Annotated in this window: 11 protein-coding genes; 8 read left to right on the top strand and 3 right to left on the bottom strand. The window is 29.9% G+C overall.

Annotated features, from left to right (window positions below; translation table 11 throughout):
- Genes L8X33_RS00285 through L8X33_RS00275 form a run of 3 tightly spaced genes read left to right on the top strand, consistent with a single transcriptional unit; the run spans window position 1 to window position 5,641 of the window.
- Window positions 1-513 carry a FixH family protein gene (locus tag L8X33_RS00285; protein ID WP_263669691.1) on the top strand — a complete coding sequence of 171 codons (513 nt, stop codon included), beginning with the start codon at window positions 1-3 and terminating at the stop codon, window positions 511-513.
- Window positions 513-2,900, top strand: coding sequence for a PD-(D/E)XK nuclease family protein (locus L8X33_RS00280; protein WP_263669690.1), 2,388 nt, complete (start codon window positions 513-515; stop codon window positions 2,898-2,900). The genes L8X33_RS00285 and L8X33_RS00280 overlap by 1 nt, the downstream gene beginning before the upstream one ends.
- Window positions 2,897-5,641, top strand: a complete 2,745-nt coding sequence (locus tag L8X33_RS00275) for a RecB-like helicase (RefSeq protein WP_263669689.1) — start codon at window positions 2,897-2,899, stop codon at window positions 5,639-5,641. The genes L8X33_RS00280 and L8X33_RS00275 overlap by 4 nt, the downstream gene beginning before the upstream one ends.
- Here the strand turns inward: L8X33_RS00275 and L8X33_RS00270 are convergent.
- Genes L8X33_RS00270 through L8X33_RS00260 form a run of 3 tightly spaced genes read right to left on the bottom strand, consistent with a single transcriptional unit; the run spans window position 5,638 to window position 8,068 of the window.
- Entirely contained in the window at window positions 5,638-5,775 is a 138-nt protein-coding gene (locus L8X33_RS00270) for a WG repeat-containing protein (protein ID WP_263669688.1), read from the bottom strand. The genes L8X33_RS00275 and L8X33_RS00270 overlap by 4 nt on opposite strands.
- 32 nt (window positions 5,776-5,807) lie before the next feature.
- A complete protein-coding gene (locus tag L8X33_RS08745; RefSeq protein ID WP_263669687.1) occupies window positions 5,808-7,265 on the bottom strand; it encodes a WG repeat-containing protein in 1,458 nt (485 codons plus the stop codon).
- Window positions 7,265-8,068, bottom strand: a complete 804-nt coding sequence (locus tag L8X33_RS00260; RefSeq protein WP_263669686.1) for a DnaJ domain-containing protein — start codon at window positions 8,066-8,068, stop codon at window positions 7,265-7,267. The genes L8X33_RS08745 and L8X33_RS00260 overlap by 1 nt, the downstream gene beginning before the upstream one ends.
- A gap of 187 nt (window positions 8,069-8,255) precedes the next feature.
- Here L8X33_RS00260 and rplM point away from each other — a divergent pair, with 187 nt between their 5' ends.
- The 5 genes from rplM (at window position 8,256) to nifJ (ending at window position 14,624) form a co-directional block, all read left to right on the top strand.
- A complete protein-coding gene (gene rplM / locus L8X33_RS00255; RefSeq protein WP_039617653.1) occupies window positions 8,256-8,681 on the top strand; it encodes a 50S ribosomal protein L13 in 426 nt (141 codons plus the stop codon).
- A 2-nt stretch (window positions 8,682-8,683) separates the two neighbouring features.
- Window positions 8,684-9,073, top strand: a complete 390-nt coding sequence (rpsI, locus tag L8X33_RS00250; RefSeq protein ID WP_039617655.1) for a 30S ribosomal protein S9 — start codon at window positions 8,684-8,686, stop codon at window positions 9,071-9,073.
- Window positions 9,074-9,317: 244 nt separating this feature from the next.
- Complete coding sequence (locus L8X33_RS00245) at window positions 9,318-10,304, top strand: OmpA family protein (protein WP_263661062.1); 987 nt, start codon at window positions 9,318-9,320, stop codon at window positions 10,302-10,304.
- 3 nt (window positions 10,305-10,307) lie between these two features.
- Window positions 10,308-10,952 (top strand): HAD family hydrolase, encoded by a 645-nt coding sequence (locus L8X33_RS00240; protein WP_263659498.1) that lies wholly within the window; start codon window positions 10,308-10,310, stop codon window positions 10,950-10,952.
- Between the two features lie 117 nt (window positions 10,953-11,069).
- The gene (nifJ, locus tag L8X33_RS00235) at window positions 11,070-14,624 is read left to right on the top strand and encodes a pyruvate:ferredoxin (flavodoxin) oxidoreductase (protein WP_263669685.1); all 3,555 of its coding nucleotides are present in this window, start codon (window positions 11,070-11,072) and stop codon (window positions 14,622-14,624) included.
- Window position 14,625: the final 1 nt, after the last annotated feature.

The following is a 14,625-nucleotide window of genomic DNA, read 5'->3' as shown; positions in this document are numbered from 1 at the left end:
ATGGAAAATAAGAAAACATTTTGGCCTTATGGTATTTTGATTTCTTTGGGGCTTATTGTTATAGCTTGTATTGTTACGATTTTTATTGCAAGCAAGGCTCCTGTGTATGAAGATAATTTTTATTTTGATTCTTATCAAAATGTAGAGTTAAATTATAATGAAATTCAAAACAGACAAAAGACTTTTGATGAAAATTTTAAGCTAAGCATTAAAGACAAAGAAAGCTTTATGCGTAAGAAAAATCAAGTTTATTATATCAATGAAGGGCAAAATGAGCTTAGGATTGCAATTGAAAATTTAAAAGATTATGATTTAAGTAAGCTTCAAATCCAAACTTTACTTTCGCGTCCACATACAAATGTAAATGATGAGAATTTGCAAGTAAGATTAGAAGGAAGTGATTTGGTGTTTGATTTTAATATCAAAGAAAAAGGTGTTTGGCAAATACTTTTAAAAATCACTCAAGATGAAAATAGTGTAGGATTTTTTAAATTCTTTTTACAAACTAGATAATGAAGCTTTTTGTATTTAGCTCACTAAGGGCTTTAAGAAAATATTATGAGAAAAAACTACAGATTGATAGTTTAGTAGAACCGGCTATGAGTATAGCTGAATTTATGCAAAAATTAGTTTTTTCTCCACATTTTCAAGCAACTCATTATGAGTGTTTGCTTTTGATGAAAAAGGCTTGCGAGCAAACTAAAAATTTAGAGCAAAGTTTAAAAATACCGAATAATTTTTTTGCTTTCTTAAAAAACAATGCTTATTTATTTAGTTTCTTTAAAGAGCTTAGTTTGGAAAAAAAAGATATCAACTCATTAAAATTTCATGATGCTTATGCTCAATATGATGAGCATTTGCAAATTTTAGAAGAGCTTTTTAAAAATTATCTTACTTTATTAAAAGAGCAAAATTTATATGATGATATTTCTTTGCCACTAGATTATGAAATTAATAGCGATTTTTTAAAAAATTATGATGAGATTATTTTTGATTTTCAAGGTTTTTTAAATGCCTTTGAAGTAGAGCTTTTGTTAAAAGTTAAGGAAACAATTCCTCTTAAAGTGCAGTTTAATTGCACTAAATTTAATAAAGATTTTTTAAATACTCTTAGCTTTTTACAAGGACTTTCTCTTAAGGCAAATTATGCTTATTTGCTTGATTTAAATCAAAAAACAATTTTAAAAGAAGAGTGCTTTTTTAAAGAAAGTAAAATTAGTTATAAAAGTTTTCATTTAAGATCTTTGCAAGCTGCTTTTGTTTTTGAAAAAATTAATTCTTTTTTAAAATCCGGTATAAGTGCAAAAGATATTGTAGTGATTACACCTGATGAGAATTTTGTAGATATTTTAAGACTTTATGATAAAAACAATGTTTTAAATTATGCAAGTGGAGAAAGTATTAAAAATACACTTTTTTATCACAGATTAAAGTCTTTGTATGAAAGTGCTAAAGATGATGAGTTTGAGTATGAAGAAAGTGAAGAATTTTATGAAAGGTGTAATTTAAACAAACATTTGTGTAATTTACACTTTTTTTCTTCTAGTGTTGATTTTACAGAGTTTAAAAATCTTTTTGATGAAAATATTTCTTATGATTTTTTTGAGAATTTTATTTTTAATTTGCTAGAAGATAGTGATGAGGAATTAAAAAATTATATACATCAAGAGCTTATTTTTATCAAAGAGCTTATAAAAACACACGAGTTAAGCTTTGTGCAAATTTTAGAATTATTTTTCATGCAAATTGATGGTATAAAATTAAGCAGTGTTGGTGGTGGTGAAGTTACTGTAATGGGGCTTTTAGAAAGTAGGGGACTTAGATATGACGGGGTGATTATAGTCGATTTTAATGATGAATTTATCCCAAAAAGAGTTTCAAGCGAGTTATTTTTAAATAATGAAATTCGCAAAAAAGCAGGACTTATCACTCATGCTCAAAGAGAAAATTTACAAAGACATTATTATTATACTTTAATAGCCAAGGCAAAATTAGTTGGAATTTCTTATGTGGAAAATGAAGAAAAAATCAAATCAAGATTTTTAAACGAACTTGAACTTCCATTTTATGAAGACAAGACTTATAGTAATAATGCTTATGTGAAATATTTTCAAACTTATCCATGTACTTTTAATCTTGAGCCTATTGTAAGTATTAAAGCAAAGCACGATTATTTTCAAAACGATCTTTCTTTTTCAAGATTTCATCTTCTTGTGCATTATGGTTTGGATTATTATTATAAATATGTTTTAAGATTAAAAGAGCCAAAGACTTTAGACGATACACTTAGAGCAAATGAGTTGGGGGGTTTTATCCATAAGGCTTTAGAACTTTATTATACACAAAAATCTAAAAATCATTTTGATTATGAAGTTTTTATGCAAGTGGTAAAAAGCATTAAACAATACCGAGTTGATGCGCTAAATTTAGCTTTAATACAAACTATATTTAAAGAATTCCAAACACTTGAAAATGAGCATTTTAAGCAAGGTTATGTGGTAGAAAAATGCGAATTTAATCCACCAAGAAAAGAATTTATTGCAGAAAATGGAGTGAAAATTCACGCCATAGGCTTTTTAGATAGAGTAGATAATAATGGCAATGAAAGATTGATTATAGATTATAAAAGTGGCAAGGCAGATGAAAAGTCTTATCAACTTGCTTTTTATAAGTTTTTATTAGAAAATCAAAATGCCTTATTAAATACAAAAGCTTGTTTTTATGATCTTAAAAATATCAAAATCATACATGAAAATGCTAAAAGCAAGAGCGTGCAAGAACTGAAAGATTTACTTAATGAACTTGCTAAAGAACCTTTGGAAAAAGAATTTTTTAATCAAAAAAACGACAATGCTTACAGCCCTTATACCATGCTTTATAAAAAGGAGTTTAAACTTTGAGTTATCATTTTGAGCCTTTTTTAGCTTTGGAAGCTAGTGCAGGAAGTGGAAAAACTTTTGCATTAAGTGTGCGTTTTGTAGCTTTGGTTTTAATGGGAGCTAAGATTAATGAAATTTTAGCCCTTACTTTTACTAATAAAGCTACAAGCGAAATGAAAGAAAGAGTTTTTAAAACCTTTTTAGAATTTGATGTGTTTGAAAATGGAGAGAATAAAGCAGAGTGTAATGAGCTTATGAAAATGCTAGGTAAAAGCAAAGATGAGCTTATAGCTTTAAGAGAAAAATACAAAGATGAGTTTTTAAGATCTAAGCTTAATATCTACACTTTTGACAGCTTTTTTTCACAAATCATTCGTTCTTTTGCTTTAAATTTAGGTCTTATGAGTGATTTTGACATTATAGAAAGTCAAGATAGTTATAAAAATTTCATTTCTAAATTAGACGAAGAAGAATTAAGAGCTTTAGCTTATTACATTGTCCAAACAAAAAGTAAAAGTGATTTTTTGCAAAATCTTGAAAGCTTGTATGAAAGATCTTGTGAGATAAAATCTATACAAAATGCACATTTTCCAAATAAAACTTTTTTAGAAAAAAGCTTAAGTGAGTTTATAACTTATGCAAGAAATTTAAGCACAGATAAAAACTATCAAAAAAATTTCGAATTTGAAAACATAGAAGATTTCTTTACTAAACCTATTATTTGTGATTTAGATAAAAAATATTTTGTAAAAGTCATCGATAGTGAATTTTTACAAAAAAGAGCAGAGTTTTTACAAAGTGCAAAAGAGTATTTTACCCAAATGGAAAACTACCGTATAAGTATGCTTGCAAAGCTTTTGGCGCATTTTAAAGAAGCAAGAAATGAAAACAATGCCAAGCAAAATGCACTGACTTTTTCAGATATAGCTTTAAAAACTCATGAGTTAATTAGTGATGAAACTAATAAAGATTTGATTTATTTTAGACTTGATGGTTATATTTCACATTTATTAATCGATGAATTTCAAGATACTAATGTTTTGCAGTATCAAATTTTAAAACCCATCATTGCTGAGCTTGTTTCAGGCGAGGGAGTGAAAAAAAATAGAAGCTTTTTTTATGTGGGGGATAAAAAGCAAAGTATATATGGTTTTAGAGGGGGTAAAAAAGAGCTTTTTGATAAGCTTTTAAAAGATTTTCCACAAATTAAATTAGAGCATTTAGATACTAATTATCGTAGTAAAAAGATCATTGTTGATTATGTAAATGAAGTCTTTAAAGATAAATTTTTTGATAGCTTTTTAAATCCTAGCTTTACTTTGCAAAAAAGCATTAAAGAAGGTGGATATGTGGAAGTTTTGCAAAATCATATCCTACCAAAAAGTTCTTTGCATGAAGCAAGTGGCAAAGAAGTTTTAAAGATCATCCAAAAGCTTTTAGAAAAAGGCGTAAAGCTCAGTGAAATTTGCATTTTGGTATGGATTAACAAAGACGCTACTTTAATGAAAGAATTTCTTGAAGAAAATGACATTAAAGCCTATACGCAAAGCAATGTAGCTTTGATGGATTGTATTAGCGTAAGAGTGCTTTTTGACTATGCAAAGGCTTGTGTGCTTAAAGATGAGTTTAGCTTGTACTTTGCAAGTAGTATTTTAGAAAAAGAGCTTGAGTTTATAACGCTTGATTTAAACCGCAGTGTAAGTGAGATTTTAAAATACTTAGTACATGTTTTAAAGCTTGATTTAAGCGATGTTAATCTCATCGCATATTTAGAGTATGCAAGTACTTTTGATAATTTTTTTGATTTTTTATTTGCTCCATGCGAGTTGAAGTCTTTACAAGCTCAAGATGATGGAGTAAGTATTATGACCGTGCATAAGTCTAAGGGGCTTGAATTTGAAAATTTAATCGTACTTGATAGACTTAGTAAAAAAGCTCCGGATAATGAAACTTTAATGTTTGAGTATGATTTAGAGCAAGGTTGGGAAGTAAAATACCGACACAGTGCTAGAAAACATCTTGAAGATCAAAATTACAATACCTTTTTAGCTAAAAAAGAAAAACTTCAAGCAGAAGATGAGATAAATTGTCTATATGTGGCGCTTACTAGAGCTAAAAACTCTCTTTTTATTATAAAAAATGATGAGAGTTTTAAAACCTTTAAGAGCTATTTTCAAGGCTATGAGGAAAAACAAATAGGCATAATAGAAGAACAGCTTTCAAAAACAAAAGAGCCTTTAGAAAATTTAGAACAAATAGAAAACTTTGAAGAATTTCAAAAGGTAAATTTACAAGAAGTTAAAGTAAAAAGTCATCTTTCAAGCACGCAAATACACTTTGGTTTGGCTTTGCATGAGTTTTTGCAATATTTTGACTTTAACACTAAAAGCAATTTTGAATTTTGCAAGCAAATGGTGTATAAAAAATATCGTTTTTACTTAGATGATGAAAGTTTTAATGAGCTTTTTAAAAGACTTACTATGCTTTTAAAAGATGAGAGCTTTAACGCGCTTTTAGCGGGTAAAAAGCTACTAAAAGAGCAAATCATCACTTATAAAGGTGAGCAAAAACAGCTTGATATGCTTGCATTTGATGATAATGAAGCTATCATTATAGACTATAAAACGGGTTTAAATTTAAACGAGCATAAAAAGCAAGTTTTACTTTACAAAGAAGCCATAGAAAAAATCTTAGCCAAGACTTCCACTAAGGCTTTTTTGGTATATGTTTTAAAGGATAAAGTGGAGATAGCGGAGGTTTAATAATAATCTATATCATCAAATATAGGTTTTATTACAATCTCATCTTTTTCATTCATAAAACCATAATTATTTCCCATTCTAATTATTATCAAACCTTCCTTAAAATTGCCTAGCTTAATAATTTCAGGGTTCATTATTTATCCTTTCAACAAATCTATAAAGTTATTTAATCTTTAGATATAATATTACCTTTTTTGTCAATATATACCCATTTTCCGTTTAGTAAAACTTCTGCTAAACCTTTACTAAAACCCCATGCATCATCAAATTTAGGTTTTATATCAACTTTACCATTTTTATTTATAAAACCCCATTTATCATTAAGTTTAATTCTTACAAGACCTTCACTAAAATATCCCACATCATCAAATTGAGGTTTTATAACAACTTTACCATTTTTATCTATAAAACCCCATTTATCATTCAGTTTAACACCGGCTAAACCTTCACTAAAATTTGTAACATCATTAAACTTAGGTTTTATAGCAATTTTTCCATAGCTATCTAGTAATCCCCATTTCTCATTTTTGTTGATTTTACTAAAACGATAATATCTCACAATGCTATCAAATTTAGGCTCTACTATAATCTTTCCATGTTTATCTACTAATCCCCACTTACCATTTAGTTTAATCGCTGCCAAACCTTCACTAAAATCCCTAGCATTATCAAATTGAGGTTCTATTATAATTTTTCCATTTTCATCTGCAAAACCCCATTTCCTATTTAACAAAACTTTAGCCAAACCTTCTCTAAAATATTCCACATTATCAAATTGAGGTTCTATTACAAAATTTCCATTTTTATCTATAAAACCCCATTTTTTATTTAGTTGAACTTTAGCCAAACCTTCACTAAAACCCCACGCATCGTCAAATATAGGTTTTATTACAATTTCCCCATTTTTATCTACAAAACCATATTTTTTATTTAATAGGATTATTGCCAATCCTTTGTCAAAATCCCATGCATAGTCAAATTGAGGTTCTATTGCAATTTTTCCACTTGTGTCAATAAAACCCCATTTATCATTTAGCAGAACTTTTGCTAATCCTTCTTTAAAAATCCAAGTCTTATCAAATACATTTTCAACTAAAATTTTATTATTTTCATCGACTAAATTCCATTGATCATTATCTTTGATAGCTCTTAGATCCTTATGTTTGTGTATATAAGCACTTATGCAAGCTTTACTATCTCCCTTGTCGCATTTTTCTTTGTAGATAGCTTGGAGTATTTTACAACTTGCTTCATCGCTGTGGCATTTACTTTCAAGTTCGCTTATGTAAATTCGGCTATATTTTCCACCATAAAAATACTGATACACACTAACTAAAGCTATCAAAATCAAAATCATCACACTAGCTATGATTTTACTTTTGTGTTTTGTGATAAATTCTTTTCTTTGTTTGAGTTTCTTTTCTCTTTCTTCTTGGGCTATTTTTATCTCTTCTTCGATTTTCTTCTTTCTTTCTTCTTCTAATCTTTTTAATTCTTCTTGTCTTTGTCTTTCTTTTTCTAGTTTTTCTTTTGCTTGTGGATCGTATAGTTCATTGCTTCCACATCCTTTACAAAATTTAGCTACATCTAAATTTTTCATATTGCAATGTTTGCAAATAAGCATCATTCACCCCTTGCTTGTTTTATGATTTCATAGGCTAGGTTGATCTTTTTCATCATCTCTTGAGCTATCTTTAAAAGTTCAGGTGGAAGCTCTTTAGAATGAAGATTATCATAGTGGTATTCTTTAGCTAGTTTTCTATAATTTTTCTTTATACTTTCAAAATCATCATTTGGATGAGAATTTAAAATTTCATAGGCTTGTTCTAGGGTGATTTTTATTTCATCTTGGTGTTTTTCTTGTTTTTGCTGAGTGTTTTCATGTGTGAAATTATAAATTTGCTCATATCTTATTTTTATTTCCCTAAAGCTTATGAGGTTTAATCCAAGTCCTATGATGATATTTTCCATTAAGGTGTTTTCATTTGCACTCATTTGTTTATTATAATATATTAGATCAAGCAATAAACATATAAGAAAATCTGCTTCTTTCTTGCTTATGCGTATGTTAGAGCAAAGCTCACTAATGCTTCTGCCTTGACTTTTCTCATACTCAAAAATACTTGCATAAGTATTTCTAAAGCCACTATACTCTTTAGTATAAAACATTTCTATCTTATCAAGCAAAGAAGATATAAATTTAGATAAATCTTGAGTAATGATTTTATTATCTACTTTGGCAACTTTTGCTAAAAAAGCAACCATGATAGCAGGATTTTTACTATAAATAAAATCAAATTTTTGTCTTGCAGCATGGTATAATTCTTTTCCGCAAAATATACAAAATTTAGCGTCTTTATCAGGATTAAATTCTGAGCAATGCTTACAAATTCTATATTCTTGAACTTTAAATTTTAAAGAAAACAAAATAAAACCTTATTTTTAATATAATAGAAAGTTATTTTATAAAGAACTTACTTAAAAAGTGCTATTTTACTTTTATCTGCAAGAATTAATCAAAATATTTAAGCTTTAAATATTCTTAAATTAAGTATTAATTAAGCTAAAATAATTATAATCTCATTTTTAAAAAATTTTTGGCAAAGGTAAGATGATGACAAAGATAACAAAGCCAAACGAAGTAAAACGCGAATGGATCGTTTTAGACGCTGAAGGAAAGCGTTTCGGTCGTCTTTTAACAGAAGTAGCGACTATTTTAAGAGGTAAAAATAAACCTTGCTATACTCCAAATGTTGATTGTGGAGATTATGTAATCATTATCAATGCTTCTAAAGCAGTTTTCACAGGTGCAAATAAAGCAGAAGATAAACTATATCACAGACATTCAGGGTATTTTGGAAGCGTAAAAAGTGAAAAATTTGGTGATTTATTAGAAAAAAATCCAGTTAAATTATATAAATTAGCAGTTCGTGGTATGCTACCTAAAACAAACCTAGGTAGAGCTATGCTTAAAAAATTAAAAATTTATGCAGGTAGCGAACATCCTCATACTGCTCAAATTGCTAATAAAGGAAAATAATCATGGCAACAACATACGCAACAGGTAAAAGAAAAACCGCTGTAGCTAAAGTTTGGGTAAAAGCTGGTAGTGGTAAAATCATCGTTAATGGTATGGATTTAAACACTTGGCTTGGCGGACATGAAGCTATAAAATTAAAAGTAGTTCAGCCTTTATTAGTAACTAAACAAGAAACTTCTATGGACATTAAAGCAACAACTTTAGGTGGTGGTTACAGTGCTCAAGCTGAAGCTTTAAGACATGGTATTTCAAGAGCTTTAGCTGCTATGGATGCAGATTTTAGAGCATTATTAAAACCAAAAGGACTTCTTACTAGAGATAGTAGAACTGTTGAGCGTAAAAAATACGGTCGCAGAAAAGCAAGAAGAAGCCCACAATTCTCTAAACGCTAATATTTTTTGGATCCATTTTGGATCCATTTTCTCTATTTTTTTAAAAAAAATCATATTTTTTTCATATATTTTTATTTTATTTAAAATCAAAGGATTTTTTGTTTAGAATAAATATTTATAATTCCAAGGTCCGATCAGGGAAACCTCCTTTTTGTAGTAAATTTAAGCCCCTTACCCAAAGGGGCTTATTTTATTTTAATCTTCTTTTTTATATAATCGCTCAATTTATTTTATAAGGATTGTTATGAAAAAAATTATAAGCTTAGTTAGTTTAGCTAGTGTTTTATTTGCTTTTGATGCTAGCAAAATAGAAATAACCCCGACCTTTAACTATACAACACCAGAAGGAAATTTAGATCTTAAAAATTATGGTGGAGTTGGCTTAAGATTTGGCTACCACTATGATGATTTATGGATAGATCAAGCTGAACTTGGTTTAGAGTATTATGATAATGCAAAATATAATAATCCAAATGATAATACACATACAAATACTAGTGTTTCGAGATTTTATGTGAATGCTATTAAAGGAATTGATTTAGCTAATCATGTGTATTTATATGGATTATTAGGAACAGGTTATGAGTATTTAAGTCATGGGGCTTATGAAAATAAAAGTGGTATGTTTGCTCAATATGGTGCGGGTTTTAAATTCGCACTTGGAGAAGATTTAGCTTTAAGACTTGAAGCAAGAGATCAAATTAAATTCAACAATGGCGAACATAATTTAATTTCTAGTGTTGGTTTAAGTTTTTATTTTGGCAATAAAGCTCCAAAAACTCCTAATGTTGAAACAAAGCAAATTGAAGAAAAGCCACAAGTAAAACAAATCGATAAAACATGTTCAGAACCAAGAAAAGGTGCTTTGCTTGATCATATAGGTTGTGAAAAAACAATAGCCCTTGAGGGACATTTTGGTTTTGATCAGACTAATATAAATCCAGAATTTGCTCAAAAAATTCAAGAAGTAGGTAAGATCTTAGAAGAAAATCCTCAATACTATACTATTTTAGAAGGCCATACAGATAGTACAGGTCCTAAGGCTTATAATCAAAAATTATCATTAGAGCGTGCTAATGCCGTAGCGAAGGAACTTGAAAAAACAGGTGTTGCTAAAGAAAAAATTGTAACTAAAGGCTATGGTTTTGAAAAGCCAAAAGCAAGCAATGATACCAAAGAAGGTCGTGCGCAAAATAGACGCGTTGAAGCAAAATTTTTTATTAAAGAATAAATTTTGCTAAAAAAGACAATTTTATTTGATTTAGATGGCACTTTGATAGATTCTACAAGTGCCATTTTAGATGGATTTGATGCTGCTTTTAAAGCTTTTAATGAGCCTTTAAGAGATCATGAAGCTATTAAGGCTTTGATAGGTTTTCCTTTGGATGTAGCTTTTGAAAAGCTTGGTGTGGCAAAAGAGAAAACAAGTGAATATATTAATGCTTATAGAAATGTATATCAAAAAATCTATATAGAACAAACTTCTTTACTTCCTTTTGCAAAAGAAAGTGTATATGAGGCTAGTTTATTTGCTGATTTAGCTGTTGTTACGACTAAAAGTTCTAAATTTTCTAAACCTTTACTTGATCATTTAGGTATAGGAGAGCATTTTAAAGTTATTATAGGTAGAGACGATGTAACTTGTCCAAAGCCAGATGCTGAGCCTATTTTATTAGCTTTGAAGAAACTTTCTAAAAACAAAGAAAATGCTTTTATGGTAGGTGATACTCATTTAGATATAAAAGCTGCTCAAAATGCCAATATTATTCCTGTGGCTGTAAGTAGTGGTTATGAAAGTAAAGAAAGTTTAGCTAAATTTGAAATTCCGCTTTTTAAAAATACCTATGAAGCCATAAAATATATAAGAAATATCCGATAATTTCCCATTTAAACTCTATACCTATAAATAATAAAAAATTTTTATTATTGTTTAAGACAATTAAAGATAAAGTAGTTATTGACTTTAAGTAATTATTTAATTATAAGGATAGATTAAATGAGTAAAATAATGAAAACGATGGATGGTAATGAAGCAGCAGCTTACGCTGCTTATGCATTTACAGAGGTTGCTGGAATTTATCCTATCACTCCAAGCTCTCCTATGGCTGATTATACTGACATATGGGCTTCTCAAGGCAAAAAAAATCTTTTTGGAGTGCCAGTTAAAGTTGTAGAAATGCAAAGTGAAGCAGGTGCAGCAGGGACAGTTCATGGGTCTTTGCAAGCAGGTTCTTTAACCACGACTTATACCGCTTCTCAAGGACTTTTGTTAAAAATACCAAATATGTATAAAATTGCAGGTCAACTTTTACCTGGAGTAATTCATGTGGCAGCTAGAGCTTTAGCATCTCAAGCGCTATCTATTTTTGGAGATCATCAAGATATTTATGCTGCAAGACAAACAGGTTTTGCTATGCTTTGTTCGCATTCTGTGCAAGAAAGTATGGATTTAGCAGGTGTTGCACACCTAGCAGCTATCAAAGGTAGAGTGCCTTTTATGCATTTTTTTGATGGTTTTAGAACCTCTCATGAAATCCAAAAAATTGAAGTAATGGATTATGCACATTTTGATCGCTTACTGGATCGTAAGGCTTTATTGGAATTTAGAAATTCCTGTCTAAATCCAGAAAATCCAAAAACAAGAGGTACAGCTCAGAATGATGATATTTATTTTCAAACAAGAGAGTTAGCAAATAAATATTATGAAGCTATTCCTGACATTGTTAATGAATATATGCAAGAAATTTCAAAAATTACAGGAAGAGAATACAAACCTTTTGTATATTATGGGGATAAAAACGCAACACGCATTGTAGTAGCAATGGGTTCAGTGACTGAAGCTTTAAAAGAGGTTGTAGATCATCTAAACAACAAAGGCGAAAAAGTAGGGGTTTTAAAAGTTCATTTATATAGACCGTTTAGTTTAAAATATTTATTTGATGTAATGCCTCAAAGTGTTGAAAAAATAGCTGTTTTAGATAGAACTAAAGAGCCAGGAAGTTTAGGCGAGCCACTTTATTTGGATTTAAAAAGTGCATATTATGGAAAAGAAAAAGCACCTTTAATCGTTGGTGGTAGATATGGACTTTCTTCAAAAGATGTTGATCCTGCTCAGCTAATAGCAGTTTTTGAAAACCTAAATCAAGCTAATCCAAAAGATGGTTTTACCATAGGAATTAATGATGATGTAACCTTTACCTCATTGCCTGTGGGAGAGAAAATTTCTTTAGGTGATGAAAGTACTATAGAGTGCTTATTCTATGGACTTGGTGCTGATGGTACTGTAGGTGCAAATAAAAATTCTATTAAAATTATAGGGGATAAAACAGACTTTTATGCGCAAGCTTATTTTGCTTATGATTCTAAAAAATCAGGTGGTTATACAAGAAGCCATCTAAGATTTTCTAAAAAACCTATCACTTCAACTTATCTAGTTTCTACGCCGCATTTTGTAGCGTGTTCAGTGGCTGCTTATTTAGAAATTTATGATGTTTTAGCAGGCATTAGAAAAGGTGGAACTTTCCTTTTAAATAGTATTTGGAGTGCGCAAGAAACTATTGAAAAAATTCCAAATGCAGTAAAAAGAGTTTTAGCACAAAAGGAAATTAATTTTTATATCATTAATGCTACAAAACTTGCTAGAGAGATAGGACTAGGTAGTAGAACAAACACGATTATGCAATCAGCATTTTTCAAACTTGCTAATATTATTCCTTTTGAAGATGCGCAAAAATATATGAAAGAATTAGCTTATAAATCATATAGTAAAAAAGGTGATGCTATAGTTGAAATGAATTATAAAGCCATTGATGTAGGTGCAGATGGACTTGTAAAAGTTGATATTGATCCTTCTTGGGTAAATTTAGCTAATGAAGCAAAAGAAGAAACTATAGCTTATAAAGGTACTGAGTTTGTTGAAAAAATCGCAAAACCTATGAATGCAGCTAAGGGCGATGATTTACCAGTTTCGGCATTTTTGGGCTATGAAGATGGTAGTTTTGAGCATGGTACTACTGAGTATGAAAAAAGAGGCGTTGGTGTTATGGTGCCAAGATGGATAGAAACTAATTGTATTCAGTGTAATCAATGTGCTTCAGTATGCCCTCATGCAGTTATCAGACCTTTCTTGATTGATGAAGAAGAATTAAACAATGCTCCAGCAGGTGTAAAAGAGCACAGCTTAAATGCAAAAGGCGTGAAAGAACAAAAATTAAATTTCAAAATTCAAGTTTCGCCGCTTGATTGTACAGGTTGTGAGCTTTGTGTGCATGAGTGTCCTACCAAAGAAAAATCTTTAGTGATGGTACCACTAGGTGAAGAGCTTGATCATGGTGAGCAAGAAAATGCAGATTATTTATTCAAAAAAGTAAGTTATAAAGATAATATTTTAAATAGAGAAAATACCAAAGGCATCCAATTTGCTCAACCTTTATTTGAATTTCATGGAGCATGTCCAGGGTGTGGAGAAACTCCTTATATTACTTTAATTACTAGATTATTTGGTGAAAGAATGATTGTTGCTAATGCAACTGGTTGTAGTTCTATTTATGGTGGCTCAGCTCCTTCAACTCCATATAGAAAAAGCAATAAAAATGGTCATGGACCTGCTTGGGGCAATTCTTTATTTGAAGATAATGCTGAATTTGGTCTTGGTATGAAAATAGCAACTGAAACTACAAGACATAAAATAGAACACATAATGAATGAAAGTATGCAAGAAGTACCTAACGCACTTTCTGCATTATATAAAGAGTGGATTGCAAATAAAGAAGATTCTAAAGTTTCTTTGGAATTAAGAGATAAATTAGTTCCATTGTTAGAAGAAAATAAGCAAATCAAAGCAGTTAATGATATTTTAGAACTTAAAAGCTATTTAAGTAAAAAATCACATTGGATTTTTGGTGGTGATGGCTGGGCTTATGATATAGGTTATGGTGGACTTGATCATGTTTTGGCAAGCGGTGAGAATGTAAATATTTTAGTGCTTGATACTGAAGTGTATTCTAACACAGGCGGTCAGAGCTCAAAATCTTCAAGAACAGGTTCAGTAGCACAGTTTGCTGCAGCAGGTAAGCCAGTACAGAAAAAAGATCTTGGTCAAATTGCTATGACTTATGGTTATATTTTTGTGGCTCAAGTAAATTCTAATGCAAATTATGCACAATTGTTAAAAGCTGTAATGGCGGCAGAAGCTTATGATGGACCTTCTTTGATTATTGCTTATTCTCCTTGTATAGCTCATGGTATTAAAGGTGGACTTGGAAATTCAGGAAATCAAGCAGAGTTAGCTACAAAATGTGGATATTGGCCAACTTATATTTATGATCCGCGTTTAGAAGCTGAAGGTAAAAATCCTTTAACAATTTCTTCAAAAGAACCTGATTGGGATTTATATGAAAGCTTTTTAATGAATGAAGTTCGTTATAATTCTTTGAAAAAATCAAATCCTGAGCAAGCAAAAGAATTATTTGAAAAAAATAAAGCAGAGGCACAACGTCGTTACAGACAGCTTAAGCGTTTAGCAAGTGCTGATTTTAGCAATGAAAATTAAT

The organism is Campylobacter sp. CNRCH_2014_2849, from assembly GCF_025772845.1.
Lineage (GTDB): Bacteria > Campylobacterota > Campylobacteria > Campylobacterales > Campylobacteraceae > Campylobacter_D > Campylobacter_D lari_D.
The sequence above is the reverse complement of the archived record's forward strand: the minus strand, read 5'-3'. Positions and strand labels throughout refer to the sequence as shown.

Bases quoted from the DNA above. Each gene is read 5' to 3' on its own strand.
- L8X33_RS00285 (WP_263669691.1), top strand. From the start codon at position 1: ATGGAAAATAAGAAAACATTTTGGCCTTATGGTATTTTGATTTCTTTG.
- L8X33_RS00280 (WP_263669690.1), top strand. From the start codon at position 513: ATGAAGCTTTTTGTATTTAGCTCACTAAGGGCTTTAAGAAAATATTAT.
- L8X33_RS00270 (WP_263669688.1), bottom strand. From the start codon at position 5,775: ATGAACCCTGAAATTATTAAGCTAGGCAATTTTAAGGAAGGTTTGATA.
- L8X33_RS08745 (WP_263669687.1), bottom strand. From the start codon at position 7,265: ATGCTTATTTGCAAACATTGCAATATGAAAAATTTAGATGTAGCTAAA.
- rplM (WP_039617653.1), top strand. From the start codon at position 8,256: ATGACAAAGATAACAAAGCCAAACGAAGTAAAACGCGAATGGATCGTT.
- rpsI (WP_039617655.1), top strand. From the start codon at position 8,684: ATGGCAACAACATACGCAACAGGTAAAAGAAAAACCGCTGTAGCTAAA.
- L8X33_RS00245 (WP_263661062.1), top strand. From the start codon at position 9,318: ATGAAAAAAATTATAAGCTTAGTTAGTTTAGCTAGTGTTTTATTTGCT.
- nifJ (WP_263669685.1), top strand. From the start codon at position 11,070: ATGAGTAAAATAATGAAAACGATGGATGGTAATGAAGCAGCAGCTTAC.